Source organism: Streptomyces sp. NPDC046197 (genome assembly GCF_040646295.1).
Taxonomy (GTDB): Bacteria; Actinomycetota; Actinomycetes; order Streptomycetales; family Streptomycetaceae; genus Streptomyces.
Window position 1 is genome coordinate 1 of record NZ_JBEYZY010000002.1, and the last position, 17,139, is coordinate 17,139.

General features: G+C 71.3%; 16 protein-coding genes. 7 read left to right on the forward strand and 9 right to left on the reverse strand.

Annotated elements, in window-relative coordinates; translation table 11 throughout:
• Positions 1-91 precede the first annotated feature (91 nt).
• The gene (locus AB0A61_RS02700) at positions 92-1,018 is read right to left on the reverse strand and encodes an HAD-IB family hydrolase (RefSeq protein ID WP_361285021.1); all 927 of its coding nucleotides are present in this window, start codon (positions 1,016-1,018) and stop codon (positions 92-94) included.
• 221 nt (positions 1,019-1,239) lie between these two features.
• Here AB0A61_RS02700 and AB0A61_RS02705 point away from each other — a divergent pair, with 221 nt between their 5' ends.
• From AB0A61_RS02705 to hemB, 6 genes are all read left to right on the forward strand, one after another.
• Complete coding sequence (locus AB0A61_RS02705) at positions 1,240-1,524, forward strand: glutaredoxin family protein (protein ID WP_361285024.1); 285 nt, start codon at positions 1,240-1,242, stop codon at positions 1,522-1,524.
• Between the two features lie 289 nt (positions 1,525-1,813).
• Complete coding sequence (locus AB0A61_RS02710) at positions 1,814-2,578, forward strand: redox-sensing transcriptional repressor Rex (RefSeq protein WP_361285027.1); 765 nt, start codon at positions 1,814-1,816, stop codon at positions 2,576-2,578.
• The gene (locus AB0A61_RS02715; RefSeq protein ID WP_361285030.1) at positions 2,575-4,350 is read left to right on the forward strand and encodes a glutamyl-tRNA reductase; all 1,776 of its coding nucleotides are present in this window, start codon (positions 2,575-2,577) and stop codon (positions 4,348-4,350) included. Before AB0A61_RS02710 ends, AB0A61_RS02715 begins: the two co-directional genes overlap by 4 nt.
• A complete protein-coding gene (gene hemC, locus AB0A61_RS02720) occupies positions 4,347-5,372 on the forward strand; it encodes a hydroxymethylbilane synthase (protein WP_361285033.1) in 1,026 nt (341 codons plus the stop codon). Before AB0A61_RS02715 ends, hemC begins: the two co-directional genes overlap by 4 nt.
• A complete protein-coding gene (locus AB0A61_RS02725; protein WP_361285036.1) occupies positions 5,369-7,075 on the forward strand; it encodes a uroporphyrinogen-III synthase in 1,707 nt (568 codons plus the stop codon). The genes hemC and AB0A61_RS02725 overlap by 4 nt, the downstream gene beginning before the upstream one ends.
• 126 nt (positions 7,076-7,201) lie before the next feature.
• Positions 7,202-8,194 carry a porphobilinogen synthase gene (gene hemB / locus AB0A61_RS02730; protein WP_361285039.1) on the forward strand — a complete coding sequence of 331 codons (993 nt, stop codon included), beginning with the start codon at positions 7,202-7,204 and terminating at the stop codon, positions 8,192-8,194.
• A gap of 21 nt (positions 8,195-8,215) precedes the next feature.
• Here hemB and AB0A61_RS02735 read toward each other — a convergent pair whose 3' ends face one another.
• The 7 genes from AB0A61_RS02735 to AB0A61_RS02765 all read right to left on the reverse strand — a co-directional run bounded on the left by AB0A61_RS02735 (position 8,216) and on the right by AB0A61_RS02765 (position 14,760).
• Complete coding sequence (locus AB0A61_RS02735; protein WP_361285042.1) at positions 8,216-8,407, reverse strand: hypothetical protein; 192 nt, start codon at positions 8,405-8,407, stop codon at positions 8,216-8,218.
• A 305-nt stretch (positions 8,408-8,712) separates the two neighbouring features.
• Complete coding sequence (locus tag AB0A61_RS02740) at positions 8,713-10,692, reverse strand: glycoside hydrolase (protein WP_361285045.1); 1,980 nt, start codon at positions 10,690-10,692, stop codon at positions 8,713-8,715.
• 33 nt (positions 10,693-10,725) lie between these two features.
• Entirely contained in the window at positions 10,726-12,132 is a 1,407-nt protein-coding gene (locus tag AB0A61_RS02745) for a HAMP domain-containing sensor histidine kinase (protein WP_361285049.1), read from the reverse strand.
• The gene (locus tag AB0A61_RS02750) at positions 12,129-12,815 is read right to left on the reverse strand and encodes a response regulator transcription factor (protein WP_361285052.1); all 687 of its coding nucleotides are present in this window, start codon (positions 12,813-12,815) and stop codon (positions 12,129-12,131) included. The genes AB0A61_RS02745 and AB0A61_RS02750 overlap by 4 nt, the downstream gene beginning before the upstream one ends.
• Positions 12,816-12,855: 40 nt before the next feature.
• A complete protein-coding gene (locus tag AB0A61_RS02755; protein ID WP_361285055.1) occupies positions 12,856-13,641 on the reverse strand; it encodes a DUF4253 domain-containing protein in 786 nt (261 codons plus the stop codon).
• 52 nt (positions 13,642-13,693) lie between these two features.
• Entirely contained in the window at positions 13,694-13,936 is a 243-nt protein-coding gene (locus AB0A61_RS02760) for a DUF397 domain-containing protein (protein WP_361285058.1), read from the reverse strand.
• On the reverse strand, positions 13,933-14,760 hold the full coding sequence (locus AB0A61_RS02765; RefSeq protein WP_361285061.1) for a helix-turn-helix transcriptional regulator: 828 nt from the start codon (positions 14,758-14,760) through the stop codon (positions 13,933-13,935). Before AB0A61_RS02765 ends, AB0A61_RS02760 begins: the two co-directional genes overlap by 4 nt.
• A 112-nt stretch (positions 14,761-14,872) precedes the next feature.
• Here AB0A61_RS02765 and AB0A61_RS02770 point away from each other — a divergent pair, with 112 nt between their 5' ends.
• A complete protein-coding gene (locus AB0A61_RS02770; RefSeq protein ID WP_361285064.1) occupies positions 14,873-15,277 on the forward strand; it encodes an ATP-binding protein in 405 nt (134 codons plus the stop codon).
• Positions 15,278-15,329: 52 nt separating this feature from the next.
• Here AB0A61_RS02770 and argS read toward each other — a convergent pair whose 3' ends face one another.
• Positions 15,330-17,099, reverse strand: a complete 1,770-nt coding sequence (argS, locus tag AB0A61_RS02775; protein WP_361285067.1) for an arginine--tRNA ligase — start codon at positions 17,097-17,099, stop codon at positions 15,330-15,332.
• Positions 17,100-17,139 lie beyond the last annotated feature (40 nt).

Below are 17,139 nucleotides of genomic sequence, written 5' to 3' on the forward strand. Positions count from 1 at the left end.
CCTCATCGGACAGCACAACTTCGATGGCACGAGGACCCCGAGACATGAAAACAGGCTACAGACTTAACCGTGCAATTTCTGGCGCATCACACTAGCGACGGCGGCGGTGCAGTGCGATCGCCGCTGCCGTGCCGCCGGCGACCGCGCCGACTCCGGCCGCCGCCGGGATGCCGACCTTGGCCGCCTTCCGGCCCGTGCGGTAGTCGCGCAGGCGCCAGTCCATGGCGCGGGCATGGCGGCGCAGTTTGGCGTCGGGGTTGATGGCGTAGGGATGGCCGACCAGCGACAGCATCGGAATGTCGTTGTGGGAGTCGCTGTAGGCGGCGCACCGGGTGAGGTCCAGGCCCTCCGCCGCGGCGAGCGCCCGCACCGCCTCGGCCTTCGCCGGGCCGTGCAGCGGTTCGCCGACCAGCCGGCCCGTGTAGACGCCGTCGACCGACTCCGCGACCGTGCCCAGGGCGCCGGTCAGGCCCAGTCGGCGGGCGATCACCTGCGCGATCTCCACCGGCGCCGCGGTCACCAGCCACACCTTCTGGCCCGCGTCCAGGTGGGCCTGGGCCAGCGCGCGCGTGCCCGGCCAGATCCGCTCGGCCATGTACTCGTCGTAGATCTCCTCACCGATCGACGTCAGCTCGGAGACCCGGTGGCCCTTCACGATGGACAGCGCCGAGTCGCGCGCGTCCTGCATGTGCTCGGGGTCCTCGACCCCGGCCAGCCTGAACCAGGCCTGCTGCCAGGCGAACTTGGCCAGGTCGCGCGTCTCGAAGAACTTCCGCTTGTACAGGCCCCGGCCGAAGTGGAACAGCGCGGCGCCCTGCATCACGGTGTTGTCCAGGTCGAAGAAGGCGGCGGCCTTCTCGTCCCCGTGGACCGGGAACTCCGGTTCCGGCGCCGCGGGCGCCGAGACGTCCCCTTCCTGCGAGGACTTGCGCGCTGCCTCCGCAGAGGCCTCGCCTGCCAACACGCTCCGCGCCGTGGCGGAGCGCCTACGGGGAGTGAGCCATCCGAGAGCGGCCATGGCGTGAGCATAGCCAGTTTGTTCGGTGGTTCCGGAGTCGAGAGGTTTGAAGGCTGTGAACTCTGCGCGACCCTGCCGTTAAAGAAGTCACGCGGACGGCGTGTCGCGTACGTCCCGGACGGGGTGGCCCTCTCCGCCCGGCGCGGTGCGGGCGGGCCGAGGCGGCCCTGTGTGCACGGTGTTGTGCGGCTGGGGTTCCGTGAGGGCGTGACCGCGCGAGAATGGCCGACATGAGTTCCCTCTTCCGCCGTAGGTCCCCGGCTCCCCAGGACCGGCTGGTCACCCTCGTCCGCAAGCCCGGCTGCCATCTGTGCGACGACGCACAGCTCGTCGTCGAGAAGGTGTGCGGCGATCTCGGTGTGCCGTGGGAGCAGAAGGACATCACCCAGGATTCCCGGCTGCACGACCAGTACTGGGAGCAGATCCCCGTGGTGCTCGTGGACGGGGAGCAGCACACGTTCTGGCGCGTCGACGAGGAGCGCCTGCGCAAGGCCCTGACCGGCTGACCGACGAGTCCGAACTGGCCGGAAAGTCGCTTAGGATCGTCGGCGTTCTGGTCTCGGGGGTGGTGATCATAGAGGAGAGTGTGCGGTTTTGCCCCCAACAAGAAAGGAACGCGGGCGCGGGTGCGCCGGTTCCCCACGTCTGCGCCGGGGGCGCGTGACCCCGGTCACGTTGGCCGGGCAAATCGGACACCATCTTTGTGCACGCGTTCACAAAGACATAGCCTGCTGTCGACGGGGCGGTCCGGGAACGTATGACCGCCTGCAGCCCCGCTCTACCCGCAGGAGCACCGTGGCAACTGGCCGAACTCACCGACCGGCGACCCGCAGCCGAGGGATCCCCGAGGCCACCGTCGCCAGGCTTCCGCTGTACCTCCGAGCCCTGACCGCACTGTCGGAGCGCTCGGTACCCACGGTCTCCTCCGAGGAGCTGGCGGCCGCGGCGGGGGTCAACTCCGCCAAGCTGCGCAAGGACTTCTCCTACCTCGGCTCCTACGGGACCCGGGGTGTCGGCTACGACGTCGAGTATCTCGTGTACCAGATCTCCCGCGAGCTGGGTCTGACCCAGGACTGGCCGGTTGTGATCGTCGGTATCGGTAATCTCGGCGCCGCGCTCGCCAACTACGGCGGCTTCGCCTCCCGCGGCTTCCGGGTCGCCGCGCTCATCGACGCGGACCCCTCGATGGCCGGGAAGCCCGTCGCCGGGATCCCCGTCCAGCACACCGACGACCTGGAGAAGATCATCCAGGACAACGGCGTCTCGATCGGCGTGATCGCGACCCCCGCGGGCGCCGCCCAGCAGGTCTGCGACCGCCTCGTGGCCGCGGGTGTCACGTCCATCCTGAACTTCGCGCCGACCGTGCTGAGCGTCCCGGACGGCGTCGACGTGCGCAAGGTCGACCTGTCCATCGAGCTGCAGATCCTCGCCTTCCACGAGCAGCGCAAGGCCGGCGAGGAGGCCGCGACGCCCGACGGCGCCCACCCGGCCGCCGCCACCCGCAAGGAGTCCGCCGACCAGGGGCCCGACGGGGACGTACCCGCCGTGATGCCGGCATGAGTCTCCTCGTCGTCGGACTGAGTCACCGCAGCGCCCCGGTCAGCGTCCTGGAGCGCGCCTCGCTGAACGCGGAGGACCTGACCAAGCTGCTGCAGGACACCGTCGCCGCCGAACCGGCCGCCGAGGCCGCCGTGCTGGCCACCTGCAACCGCATCGAGCTGTACGCGGACGTGGACAAGTTCCACGCCGGTGTCGCCGAGCTGTCCACGCTGCTCGCCCAGCACAGCGGGGTCGGCCTGGAAGAGCTCACCCCTTATCTCTACGTGCACTACGAGGACCGGGCGGTCTTCCACCTGTTCTCGGTGGCCTGCGGGCTCGATTCCATGGTCGTCGGCGAGGGCCAGATCCTCGGCCAGATAAAGGACTCCCTCGCCAGGGCGCAGGAGCTGCACACCGTCGGCCGCCTCCTGAACGACCTGTTCCAGCAGGCGCTGCGGGTCGGCAAGCGCGCCCACTCCGAGACCGGGATCGATCGCGCCGGGCAGTCCCTGGTGACCTTCGGCCTGGAGCAGCTGTCCGGGGGCGCCGACGTGCAGACCTGGGCGCGCGGCAAGAAGGCCCTGGTCATCGGCGCGGGCTCGATGTCCTCGCTGGCCGCGGCCACGCTCGCCCGCGCCGGGGTCGCGGAGGTCGTCGTCGCCAACCGCACCTATGAGCGCGCCGAGCGGCTGGCCCGGATACTCACCGAGGGCGACGACACGGACGTGCTGGCCCGCGCGGTACCGATGGACGCGGTGCCGCTCGAGCTGACACGTGCCGACGTCGCCGTTTCCTGTACCGGCGCGACGGGCGTCGTACTGACGGCCGAGTCCATCGCCACCGCGGTGGAGGGCCGTACCGGCGCGGACGTCGAGGGCGCGGACCGCGAGAACGCGGGGAACGCCGAGGCCGCCGAGAGCGCGGGGGGCCGTCGTACGACGGCGAAGGCGGATCTGCGGGACACCCCGCTGCCGCCCACCAGCGTCGGCGCCGAGGAGGGCTGCCCGCTGGACCTGACCGCCGTGGAGCCCGGCTTCTCCCTGCTGGGCGAGTCCGCCGTCGCCGGCATGGACGCGGCCACCCTGGAGCAGCACGCCACCTGGGTCGACAACGGCACCGTCGACCGCCGGGAGGCGGCCCGCCGCAGCGCCGAGGCCGACGCCGAGCTGATCACCGCGCTCGCCGTGACCGCGGCCACCGTCGGCCGCATCCCCGAGCGCCGCAGGCCGGAGCCGGTCGTCGAGGCCCCGCGGCCCGAGCCGGCGCTGTTCGTCCTCGACCTCGCCATGCCGCGGGACGTCGACTCGGCGGTGCACCGGCTGGCCGGGGTCCGCCTGGTGGACATCGAGTCGCTCGCCGAGGCCTCCGCGGACGCACCGATGGCTGCCGACGTGGACCAGGTGCGGCGTATCGTCTCCGACGAGGTCGCGGCTTTCGGGGCGGCTCAGCGGGCGGCACACATCACACCGACCGTCGTCGCCCTGCGCACCATGGCCGCAGACGTCGTGGCGGGCGAGATCGCCCGCCTGGAGGGGCGGCTGCCCGGCCTCGACGACAAGCACCGGGCGGAGATCACGCAGACCGTGCGGCGCGTCGTCGACAAGCTGCTGCACGCGCCGACCGTCAGGGTCAAGGAGCTCGCGGCCGAACCCGGCGGCACCGGGTACGCGGACGCGCTGCGCACCCTGTTCGACCTCGACGCCGAGACAGTTGCCTCCGTCTCCCAGGCGGACGGCGAAACGAACGGCGAAAAGAACATGGACACGAACGGCAAGAACCGAGGGCCGGCATGAGTAGCAAGGCAGGGGGGCCCCGCAGTCGAGCACATGGGGCGCTGCGGCTGGGGACCAGGCGGAGCAAGCTCGCCAAGGCCCAGTCCGGGCAGGTGGCGGACGCCGTGAGCCGGGTGACCGGACGGCCCGTCGAACTCGTGGAGATCACCACGTACGGCGATGTGTCCCGCGAGCACCTCGCGCAGATCGGCGGCACGGGCGTGTTCGTCACGGCGCTGCGTGACGCGCTGCTGCGGGGCGAGGTCGACTTCGCGGTTCATTCGCTCAAGGACCTGCCCACCACGCAGCCCGACGACCTGGTCCTGGCCGCCATTCCGGAGCGTGAGGACCCGCGCGACGTGATCATCGCCCGGGACGCCCTGAAGTTCACCGACCTGCCCCGCGGGGCGCGCATCGGCACCGGCTCGCCGCGCCGCATGGCGCAGCTGAACGCGTACGCGCGCAGCCACGGGCTGGACATCGAGACGGTCCCGATCCGGGGCAACGTCGACACCCGCATCGGCTTCGTCCTCGGCGGCGAACTCGACGCGGTCGTGCTGGCCGCCGCCGGCCTGAACCGGATCGGCCGGATCGACGAGGTGACCGACTTCCTGTCGGTCGACACGGTTTTGCCCGCCCCCGGCCAGGGGGCACTGGCGATCGAGTGTGCCGCGGACAACGCTGACCTCGCCGCCGCGCTCGCCGAACTCGACGACCCGTTCACGCGGGCCGCCGTGACGGCCGAGCGCTCACTGCTCGCCGCCCTGGAGGCCGGCTGCAGCGCCCCCGTGGGCGCGCTGGCCGACCTTTCCCCACTCTCGGCTCCGCTCGAGCGGGGGGACCCCCAGGCCGACGGGCAGATTGTCAAGGAAATGCGCCTGCGCGGCGTCGTCGGCACGACCGACGGCAGCGCGCTGGTGCAGCTGTCCACCACCGGTCCCGTGCCCGAGACGCACGACCAAGCGCTGGCGCTCGGTCGCGAACTCGCCACCGAGATGCTTGCCCAGGGCGCGGCCGGTCTGATGGGGGAGCGAGCACATTGAGCCCCACCACCCTTCCCGCCGGTCCGGAACACGGGCACGTCACCTTCCTCGGTGCCGGACCCGGAGATCCGGGACTGCTGACACTGCGCGCCGTCGAGGCGCTGGCGAACGCGGACGTACTGGTCGCCGAGCACGAGGTGCTCGACGTGGTGCGTACGCACGCCAGGCAGGGTGTCGCCGTCGTGCACACGGACCCGGATCCCTCGTCGGACCCGACTCCGGGCACGGGCACACCCCAACTCACGGTCGTTGACGGCACGTCAACAACCGTTGCTGTCCCCGCGGTGCGGGATGCCGCACATCTTGTCATGGAGGCCGCGCGGGGCGGCAGGCGGGTCGTCCGTGCCGTGTCCGGGGACCCGGGACTGGATACGTACGCCGCCGAGGAAATGCTCGCCTGCGCCGCCGCGGGTGTTCCCTTCGAGGTCGTCCCCGGCATCGCGACCGCCGTCGGTGTGCCCGCGTACGCGGGTGTGCCGCTGCGGGACGCCGAAGGCGCCGACGTGCGGTTCGTGGACGCCCGTACCGCCTCGGACCGCTGCTGGACCGAGGTCGGCGCCTCGGACGGCACGGTCGTCGTGTCGACCACGCTGGACTCGGTCGCCGCGGCGGCCGGCGAGCTGGTGGCGGCCGGCCGCAAGCCGGACACTCCGATGACGGTGACGATCGCCGGTACGACCACGCGGCAGCGGACGTGGGCGGCGACCCTGGGCACGATCGCGCAGACCCTGAAGCAGGCCAAGGTCCTGCCGTCCCCGGACGGCGGCCGGCCTGTCATAGCCGTCGTCGGTGAGCGTTCCGCCGCCGCCCAGCGCGACCGGTTGTCGTGGTTCGAGTCCAAGCCGCTGTTCGGCTGGAGGGTGCTCGTGCCGCGTACCAAGGAGCAGGCGGCGTCGCTCTCCGACCAGCTGCGGTCCTACGGGGCCGTGCCGTACGAGGTGCCGACGATCGCCGTCGAGCCGCCGCGCACGCCCCAGCAGATGGAGCGGGCGGTCAAGGGCCTGGTGACCGGCCGGTACGAGTGGATCGCGTTCACCTCGGTCAACGCGGTCAAGGCGGTGCGCGAGAAGTTCGAGGAGTACGGGCTCGACGCGCGGGCCTTCGCCGGGATCAAGGTCGCGGCGGTCGGCGAGCAGACCGCCAGGGCCCTCATCGCCTTCGGCGTGAAGCCGGACCTGGTGCCGAGCGGCGAGCAGTCGGCCGCCGGTCTCCTGGAGGACTGGCCGCCGTACGACCCGGTCTTCGACCCGATCGACCGTGTCTTCCTGCCGCGTGCCGACATCGCCACGGAGACCCTCGTCGCCGGTCTGATCGAGCTCGGCTGGGAGGTCGACGACGTCACGGCCTACCGGACCGTGCGGGCCTCGCCGCCGCCGGCCGAGACGCGGGAGGCGATCAAGGGCGGCGGCTTCGACGCCGTGCTCTTCACGTCCTCGTCCACGGTCCGCAACCTGGTGGGGATCGCCGGCAAGCCGCACAACGTGACGGTGATCGCGTGCATCGGCCCGGCCACGGCGAAGACCGCCGAGGAACACGGCCTGCGGGTCGACGTCATGGCGCCCGAACCGTCGGTCCACAAGCTGGCGGAGGCCCTGGCCGACTTCGGCCTGAAGCGGCGCGCTGCCGCCCTGGAGGCCGGGGATCCGGTCACTCGGCCGAGCGAGCGGCGGCCGGGGGCGCGCAGGCGTCGGTCGACGACCTGAGGCCCGATCAGTGGGCCGCCCCGAGCCGCACGCGCCGCCGTCCTCACACAGAAGACGGCGGGGCGGCGGCACGGTTCGACAGGGCGTCGGCAAAAGGGGTCTTCGGGCGGGCGTAGCGTAGAAGCCATGACGAAGTACGGATCCTTTCCCGGTACGCGTCCCCGGCGGTTGCGCACCACCCCTGCCATGCGGCGCATGGTCGCAGAGACGCGGCTGCATCCGGCGGACCTGATCCTGCCCGCGTTCGTGCGCGAGGGTGTGAGCGAGCCGGTGCCGATCGCGGCCATGCCCGGGGTCGTGCAGCACACGCGGGACAGCCTGAAGAAGGCGGCGGCCGAGGCCGTGGCGGCCGGGGTCTCCGGGATCATGCTCTTCGGTGTGCCGGAGGAGGGGAAGAAGGACGCCCTCGGTACGGCCGGTACCGACCCGGACGGGATCCTGCAGGTCGCCCTGCGCGATGTGCGGACCGAGGTCGGGGACGACCTGCTCGTCATGTCCGACCTGTGCCTGGACGAGTTCACCGACCACGGGCACTGCGGTGTGCTCGACGCCGAGGGCCGGGTCGACAACGACGCCACGCTGGAGCGGTACGCGGAGATGGCGCAGGTGCAGGCCGACGCCGGCGCGCACGTGGTCGGCCCCAGTGGGATGATGGACGGCCAGATCGGCGTCGTCCGTGACGCGCTGGACCAGATCGGGCGCGAGGACGTCGCGATCCTCGCCTACACCGCGAAGTACTCCTCGGCCTTCTACGGGCCCTTCCGGGAGGCGGTGGGCTCCTCGCTCAAGGGCGACCGCAAGACCTACCAGCAGGACCCCGCCAACCTGCGCGAGTCCCTGCGGGAGCTCGCCCTGGACCTGGAGGAGGGTGCCGACATGGTGATGGTCAAGCCGGCCGGACCCTACCTGGACGTCCTGGCCCGGGTCGCCGACGCGGTCGACGTGCCGGTCGCCGCGTACCAGATCTCCGGCGAGTACTCGATGATCGAGGCCGCCGCCGAGAAGGGCTGGATCGATCGGGACCGGGCGATCCTGGAGACCCTGACCGGCATCAAGCGGGCCGGCGCGCGCAACATCCTGACCTACTGGGCCACCGAGGTCGCGCAGAAGCTGCGGTAGCCGGGCCTCACCGAGGGGCCGTCAGGAGCGGACCGCTCCGGCGACGACGCGGGGCGGGATCCGACCCTGATGCGGGAGGGATTGCGAGGACGACACCGAGGACGGGCCCTCGTCGCGTACGCCCTGTCCGTCGTGGCAGCCCGTGAGGGTGAGCGCGGCGAGCACGAGCGCCGTGGCGGCGAGCAGTCGGGTTCGGGCCGGGCATGCGGGCATGGGCATCCCCCCTGTGGATCGGTGCACACGGTCGCCCTGGACGGGCACGGACGACCGTCGACGGGCGCGGCCGCTTCGCTCGTCGAGGCAGTGGTACGTGGTCGGCCTCAGCTTGGCCGGTCGCCGGTGCCGGAGGCCAGGTTTGCGCGTGGATCCGGGACGCCCTGGCCGCCGGGACGGCCCGGACCTGCGAAGACGACGGCGGGTGGGAGCACACTCCGGGACGCGCCGCCGGTTGTACGACGACGTCCGTCACCTCGGTATCGACGAGGTGACGGACGGAGGGCCGGCCGCCCGTCAGACCGTCAGCCCGTCGGCTGCGCCGGGCACAGCCTCCGGGGCCGTGCGTCGGTGCGCAGCCGCGCGTCGACGCAGTGGGCGGGCAGGTCGCCGTACGCCGTGGTGCCGAAGTTCGCGGTGACGGTCAGCGTGCCGTCGCCGAAGACGGTCCGCTGGACGCTGCGGTCGGCCGTCAGCAGGCGGAAGGAGCTCATCTGCTCCGTGCCCGCCGCGCGGTGCAGGGGGGAGAAGTAGCGCTGCAGGGCCGCCAGTTCAGGACCGTGCTGCTCCAGGGCCGGACCGTTGAGCGCGAAGTTGAGCGGGGTGTTGTAGAGCATCGCCAGCAGTGCCCGTGCCGTCTTCTGCTCCGGCAGCTTGTCGTACGACAGTTCCCAGCGCTCGGCGTTGACCAAGGAGCCGTGCAGCGCCGTCTCGTAGAGCGGGACGCGGTAGCGGGGGTCGTACATGGCGGTGGCGAGCTCCTGGGGCAGCCGCACCGGCTTGAAGAAGGCGCCCGGCGCGTTCGCCGGGTAGTAGCCGCCCCACGTCTCCTTGTCACGCTCCAACGGCCACAGGCCGTCGGAGACCGGTGTCGCGGAGCCGTGGTCGAAGGCCAGGACCGTATTGGCCCACGCCTGGGCCGACTCCGAGCCGAGCACGAGGTTCCGCGTCAGTGCGCCCATCCGGGCGAGCCGGTACGTGCGGTCCTGTGCCCTGGTCATCTCGTGGCCCTTGCCGTAGTCACGGAACAGCTCCCCGGTCGCGTCGACGTCGAGGAAATAGCTGTCCGCTCCGTTGGCGACCATCGTGCGGGTGCGCCGGGCGAGGTGGTGCGCGGTCGGCTCGGCCTGGTCGAAGGCACGGGAGCTGAGGTAGCAGCCACGACCGCCGAAGCCCGTGCGGGCGTTGCCGTTCGCGTCGCGTACGCAGAAGTCGGGGTAGACCCGGCCCGGCCACACCGATGTGGGGCTGTCCGCGCTCTTGGGGTCCTGGCCGTTGGCGAACGTGTCGTAGGGGCCGACGAGGTAACCCGCCCGCCGTGCCGCCTGCACCGCCTGCGCGGTCATCGGGTCGGGGCCGGAGTCGTAGCCGAGCCACATCCGGTCCACGCCCAGCCGCTTCAGTTTCGCGACGCCGTCCGCCGTCCGGGCCTCGCCCCACACGTAGGCGTGGAAGGCCCCCAGCAGTCTGCCGACGGCCGGGTTGCGGCTGATCTTCGCGCGGAGACTGCCGAGTCGGCCGTGCTGGGAGAGGTAGGAGCGGAAGTCGGTGGCCGGGGCCACCGGACTGCCGTCGGTCAGGGAGAAGGAGATCTCGTAGTCCCGCGTGCCCTCCCCGGCGTCGAAGGTGTGTCCGGCGGTGGTCCGGAGCCGGCCGTCGGCGGAAGCGAACTGCAGCCGGGTGCCGATGTCGGTGGAGGTGAGGTAGCTGACCCCGTGCCCGCCCATCGAGTAGCCCCACAGCGGCAGCGACAGGTCCGCTCCCACGTCCGCGGTCGATCCCGCCAGGCCCCCCTTGGCCTCCCCCGCATTCCAGAAGGCGTCCCGGACGGGGATGTCCAGGCCCTCACCGCGCGGCAGCTGGAGACCGGTGACCGCGGGATCGGTACCGGTCACCGGCCACCGGACCGTCTGGTCGCGGTCCGAGCTCAGGCTGATCCGCAGCCGGCCGTGGTCGGAGGCCGCCGTCACGCTCAGCCCCGTGCCGGGATAGTTCCAGTGGGCCCGGCCGCCGGAACGGGTCACCGGACCCGGCTCGCCGAGAGCGCCGGCGGCCGGAGCGGACAGCACCAGCCGGCGCCCGTCGTCGGTCCGCGCCGTCACGGCCAGTGAGGCGGGATCGACGACGGCCGTCCCGTGTGCGACGCCGAGTTCGACCCGGCCGCCGGGCTCGGCGCCGGCGGCGCTGTCGCATCCTGTGGTGCCGAGGGCGGCGGCGGTGAGTGCGAGCGCGATCGTGAGGGCGCGTTTGGCGCCCCGCGCGCCGTTCTGAGGAAGAACTGTCATGGGAAGTGGATAGTCAGCGCTTCTAAGAGACTTCTAAGGCGGGAAGGTCAGGCGGAACAGGGCTCCGCCGTCCGGCGGCCGTTCCGCGGCGAGGTCGGCGGCGTGGGTGAGGGCGATCTGGCGGGCCATGGCCAGGCCCAGGCCCGAGCCGGGCAGAGGGCGGGCCGAGGGGGCCCGGTAGAAGCGGTCGAAGATGTGGGGGAGGTCCTCGGGTGCTATGCCCGGCCCGTGGTCCCGTACGGTGACGTCCCGCTCGGTGACGGTGACGTCGACCGGGTCGCCGGGCGAACTGAACTTGGCCGCGTTGTCGAGCAGATTGCCCAGCAGCCGGGACAGCCGGGCGGGGATACCGGGATGCAGCCGGTCCGCGCCCCGCTCGGTGACCTCGACCCGGAACGTGACCTCGGGCCAGCGTTCGCTGGCGACGGCCACCGCGTCGCGTACCAGGCCGGCGATGTTGACCTGCTCGACGAGGGGCTGGGGTTCCTCGTCCCTGGCCAGCTCGATCAGGTCGTTGACCAGGCCCGTGACGTCGTGCACCTGACGGCCGAGGGCGGATGCGGCACGCTCGCGCTGTTCCGCGGTGAGCCGGTCGGCACGGGCCAGGAGCTCGGAGTTCGTGCGCAGCGCGGTCAGCGGTGTGCGCAACTCGTGGGAGGCGTCGGCGATGAGGCGGCGCTGCGCGGTGACCGAGCGGTCGAGCGCGTCGAGCATGGTGTTGAACGTCGTCGCGAGTCGCGTCAGTTCGTCGTCCCGATGGCGGTGTGCGAACGGCGTGTCGATGCGGTGGCGCGGATCGCGGGTGGCGGCCACCCGTTCCGCGGTGGCCGTGAGCCGGGCGATGGGGGCGAGTCCGGCGCGTGACACCGCATGGCCCAGGGCCCCGGCGACCACGACTCCCGTCATGCTGATCGTGACCATCAGCCAGGCCGTCTGCCGCACCCCGCGTTCCGCTATGTCGGAGCGCAGGGCGACCTGGACGGCGGTGCCGCCGCCGAACGTCGTGGTGAGCATGCGGGCCGGGTGGCCGGCGACCGTGATGTCCCGGTAGTAGGGGGCCTGCCGGCCGGCCGCCACGGCGCGGGTGGCCGGGTACACCGGAAGGGCGTACCGGTCGGCCGGGTCGTGGGCCGGGTCGCGCGGGACGATCTGCGCGCAGGCCGGTGCGCCCAGGTAGCGGCACTCGGCCCTGAGCGTGCCCGGGGAGGCGGTCCGGGACTCCTGCATCTGGTGGGCGACGAGCGTCGCCGACTGGGTCAGGTTCTGGTCGAGTTGCTGGTACAGCTTGTAGCGCAGCACGAAGAACGCCGCGGCGCAGACGCCGACGACGACCAGTGCCGCGGCGGCGGAGGTCGCCAGGGCCAGGCGCGTACGCAGACGGCGAGGACCCCGGAGGGCGTCCACCGCACCACGGACCCCGAACCGCCGTGCACCGCTCATGCCGTGTCCAGGCGGTAGCCGATCCCGTGCACCGTGTGCACCAGACGGGGCTCGCCGCCCGCCTCCAGCTTGCGCCGCAGGTAACCGACGTAGACGGCCAGGGAGTTGGAGCCGGGGCCGAAGTCGCCGCCCCAGACCCGTTCGAAGAGGGTCTGCTTGGGCAGGACCTGACCGGGATGCAGCAGCAGCTGTTCCAGCAGCCCGAACTCGGTGCGGCTGAACTCGATGGCGCGCTCTCCCCGGCGGCCGGTGCGGCTGACGGGATCCACCACCAGGTCCGCGTAGGACAGCAGGCCGCCGCTCTCCGCCGGGTCGGGGCTCGTTCTGCGCAGCAGGGCCCGGACCCTGGCGGTCAGCTCGTCCAGCGCGAACGGCTTGACCAGGTAGTCGTCGGCACCCGCGTCCAGCCCGTCGACCCGTTCGCTCACCGCGTCCAGCGCCGTCAGGACCAGTATCGGCGTGCGGTCGCCCAACGCCCGCAGCCGTCGGCACAGGGCGAGCCCGTCCAGGACCGGCATCATCACGTCGGTGACGATCACGTCCGGCTGCCGCGCGGCCGTCTCGGACAGGGCCGCCAGGCCGTCGGCGGCGCACCGGACCTCGTACCCCTCGACGGCCAGGCCGTCCTCCAGCGCGGCCCGCACCTCGGCGTCGTCCTCGACCACCAGTATTCGCTTCACCATGCCCTTCAGCGTGCCAAAGCGCCGGGAGCGGGCGCGGAGGTCAGTCCCACCAGAAGGACCACATCCGCTCGCCGACGAGCTCCTGCGCGTAGGCCCGCAGGCTCTCGTGTCCGCCCTGGGTGATGTTGTCCGGGCAGAACGCGAAGTGCTCCGCCGCCACCGCCTCGGCCGCGGAGAGGGTGGTCGGCGGAGCCGCCACCGAGACGACCAGGATGTCGAAGCCGAGCGCGACGACGCGTATGCCGAAGCGGTCCTCCCAGGAGCGGAGTACCGCGCAGAGGCGGGCCACGTCGTTCTCGTGGTTCAGGGGGCCGGTCCAGCCGATGGCCGCGGGGATGTCCGCGCTGCGGCGCGCGGGCACCAGGGCGAGGTGCGGTTCCTTGAACCACGGCGGGCCCTCGGCCAGCAGGTCGGCGACCTCGGCGGCCCGCACGTCCGGGTCGATGGTCGGCGACTGCCGCTGCGCGAGACCGGGCCACTGCTCGCCCTCCGCCGCGTACTCCTCCCAGAAGGCCGCCAGCACGTCCTCGGCGTCGTGGTCCCCGGGGTACGACATCTCTCCGGGCAGCAACTCCCACTCCTCCGGCCCGCCTTGGCTGCCGCCCAGTTCGACGAGGAGCGGGAGCAGTCCCACGCGCGTGCCGCGCGCACCCAGTGCCGCCCAGTTGCCCGGGGACGCGGCCCGCCCGGCGTACCACAGCAGCGGTTCGTGCCACGGCCCCTCGTCCGTCGCGTCGAGCAGTACTCCGGGCGGCAGTTGCAGCCCGAGCGAACGCCCACTCGGGTCGGCAGCCAGCTTCGGCAGGGGGTTCGGAAGAGTCGCCATGCCGGTGACTGTAGGCGCAGCCACTGACAATGGGGTCGTGGCGCCGGGGTAGTTATCTGACGGCGACGAAGGCGGCCCAGGCCTCTCGGCCGACCTGGAGCGTGGGGCCGCCGTCCTCTGGGTTCTTGGAGTCGCGGATGTGGATGGTGTGGGGGCAGGCGGCGACCTCTATGCATTGGCCGCCTTCACTGCCGCTGTACGTCGACTTGCGCCACGCGTAAGCGACTTCGAGGCACTGGCCGCCTTGGTCGCTGCTGTAGGTCGACTTGAACCACTGACGTGTGGCGGCGCTCATCGGTCTCCTAGCAGACGGTCCAACAGGCTTCTGGAATCCTCAATGGTGAGGGCCTGCGTCCGCAGCATCGCATACTTGCGCGCCAGGATGGACACCTCGTTCGGGTCGGAAACCCACTGGCTGCCTCGTTGGGATTCGGTGTAGGCGAGATGCTGGTGGTCCGGTGTCTCCAGGAGGGTGAACGGACCCGCTGTACCGACGTGTGAGGCACGGCTCAGCGGCAGGATCTGGAGGGACAGGCCGGGGAGTTCGGCGAACTCGCGCATTCGTAGCAGCTGCACGCGGTGTGTATCGCGCCCACCGATGGGCATACGTAGCGCCGGCTCCCAGACCACGAAGCTCATGGTTGGCGGTACCTTGCGTTGCAGGATCTCCTGGCGGCTCATCCGCGCGACGATCTTCGTCTCCAGCTCCTCCTCGTCGAACGGAGGTAGGTGGCTGCCGAGTACTGCACGGGCGTACGCCTCCGTCTGGAGCAGACCAGGGACGACCAGCGCGTCGTACCAAGACAGAGCGATGGCTTCCCGCTCATGCTGGACGTACAGCTCCGCCCACATCGGAAACTGATCGATCTCCGGCAGATGCGCCACCCCGGCCGACAACAACCCCTTCGTCCCCAGAAGTTGATCCAGCAACTCCGCCAGATCAGGCTTCAGTGGACGCCGCCCCTGCTCGATGCTCGCGATCGTCTCCTCGTCGACCATCACCCGTTCCGCGAGCGCCCGTTGGGTGAAACCGGCCGCGCGGCGGGCCGTGGCGAGCTGGACGCCCAGCATCTTCATGGCCGAGAGGTTCTTCTTCCGCGGAGGCTTCCTGGAGTTCATGCTGGTCCAACTCCCCGTGCGTCCCGTACGCGACCCCGTACGAACCCGTACAAAAAATCCGTACGGGTTCACTCGGTGATCCAACGTAGTGACTCTCCGCAACTCTCGTCCCATGAACCACGCAATCCAACTGCCTTGCCTGCGTGACCGGTTCTTCCCTCGCGACCGCAGATCCGTGCCCGCGGCCAGGAAGTTCACGTACCAGGCGCTGGCCGGATGGGGACTGGCCGGGGGCGAGCGCGCCGACGACGTGTCGCTGTGCGTGAGTGAGCTCGCCACGAACGCGTTGCTGCACGGGGTGCCGCCGGGAAGGGGCTTCCGGCTGTTCCTGCGCTACGACGGCGACGTCCTGCGGGTGGAGGTTCACGACAGTGGCGCGGGCGTGCCGCGCATCCCCGACGGGGCCGACGAGGGCGGGCGGGGACTGCTGCTGGTGGCGGCGCTCGCCGACAGGTGGGGGGTGGGGGAGCGGGATCCCGGCAAGGTGGTGTGGTGCGAATTCGCAGGCTGTTTCTGAAACAACCGCGGCCCGCCCTCCCGGAAGGGAGAACGGGCCGCGGTCCGTCGTCTCAGAGCCGCTCGGGCGTCCTGATGCCCAGCAGGGCCATGCCCTGGTGCAGGGTGCGGGCCGTGAGGTCGACCAGGAACAGGCGGTTCTCCACCTGCTCCGGCGTCTCGGCCTTCAGCACCGGGCACTGGTCGTAGAACGACGTGAGCAGCGTCGCCAGCTGGTACAGGTACGCGGCCAGCTTGTGCGGCTCGTGCGCCGCCGCGACCTCCAGGACCGTCTCGCCGAACTGGTCCAGGTGCAGGCCGAGCGCGCGCTCCGCCGGGACCAGCGCCACCTCCGGGTGGGGAGCGGGGCGGGCCTCGCCGGCCTTGCGTAGGATCGACCGGATACGGGCGTACGCGTACTGGAGGTAGACGGACGTGTCGCCGTTCAGCGAGACCATCTCGTCCAGGTCGAACTTGTAGTCCCGCACCGCGGACGTCGACAGGTCGGCGTACTTCACGGCGCCGATGCCGACGTACCGGCCGTTCTCGACGATCTCCTGCTCGGTCAGGCCGACCTTCTCGGCCTTCTCGCGGACGACGGCCGTGGCGCGTTCGACCGCCTCGTCGAGGAGGTCCTCCAGCTTCACCGTCTCGCCCTCACGGGTCTTGAACGGCTTGCCGTCCTTGCCCAGGACCGTGCCGAAGGCCAGGTGCTGCGCCTGCACGCCGTCGCCCAGCCAGCCCGCCCTGCGGGCCGTCTCGAAGACCATCCGGAAGTGCAGGGCCTGGCGGGCGTCCACCACGTACAGCAGCGTGTCGGCCTTGAGGTTGAACACCCGGTCCCTGATCGCGGACAGGTCCGTCGCCGCGTAGCCGTACCCGCCGTCGGACTTCTGCACGATCAGCGGGACCGGATTGCCGTCCGGGCCCTTGACGTCGTCGAAGAAGACGCACAGGGCGCCCTCGGAGCGCACCGCGACGCCGGACTCCTCGAGCAGGCGGCAGGTCTCGGCCAGCATGTCGTTGTAGCCCGACTCGCCGACGATGTCCGGGTCGTGGATCTCCATGTCCAGCTTGTCGAAGACGGAGAAGAAGTAGATCTTCGACTCGTCCACGAACTTCTGCCACATGGCGAGCGTGTGCGGCTCCCCGGCCTGGAGGTCCACCACCCGGCGCCGCGAGCGCGTCTTGAACTCCTCGTCGGAGTCGAAGAGCTTGCGCGCCGCCTTGTAGAGGCGGTCGAGGTTCGACATCGCCTCCTCGCCGGTCACCTGGGCCGCCTTGTGGTCCAGCTCGTGCGGGTGCTCGTCCAGGTACTGGATGAGCATGCCGAACTGCGTGCCCCAGTCGCCGATGTGGTGCCGGCGGACCACGTTCTCGCCGGTGAACTCCATCAGCTTCGCGACCGAGTCGCCGATCACCGCCGAGCGCAGATGGCCGACGTGCATCTCCTTCGCCACGTTCGGCTGGGCGAAGTCGATCACCGTGGTGCCCGGGTGCTCGGCGTGGGGCACACCGAGCCGGCCGGTGTCGTCCGCGTAGCGCGCGGCCAGGTTCTCCGTGATCGCCCGGTCGGCGATGGTGATGTTCAGGAAGCCGGGGCCGGAGACCTCGACGTCCTCGATCACCTCACCGGTGACGACCCGGGAGACGACCTGTGTCGCCAGCTCGCGCGGGTTCGCCTTCGCCTTCTTGGCCAGCGCCAGGATGCCGTTGGCCTGGTAGTCGGCCCGGTCGCTTCGTCGCAGCAGCGGGTCCGCGCCGGCGGCCTCGGGCAGGGTGGCCGAGAGGGCGGACGCGAGATGCTGCTGGACGGAGTCGCTGAGGGACGTGACCGAGGCCATAGGTGTGGGTGCCGTTCTCCTCGTGGGGATGGATATGCAC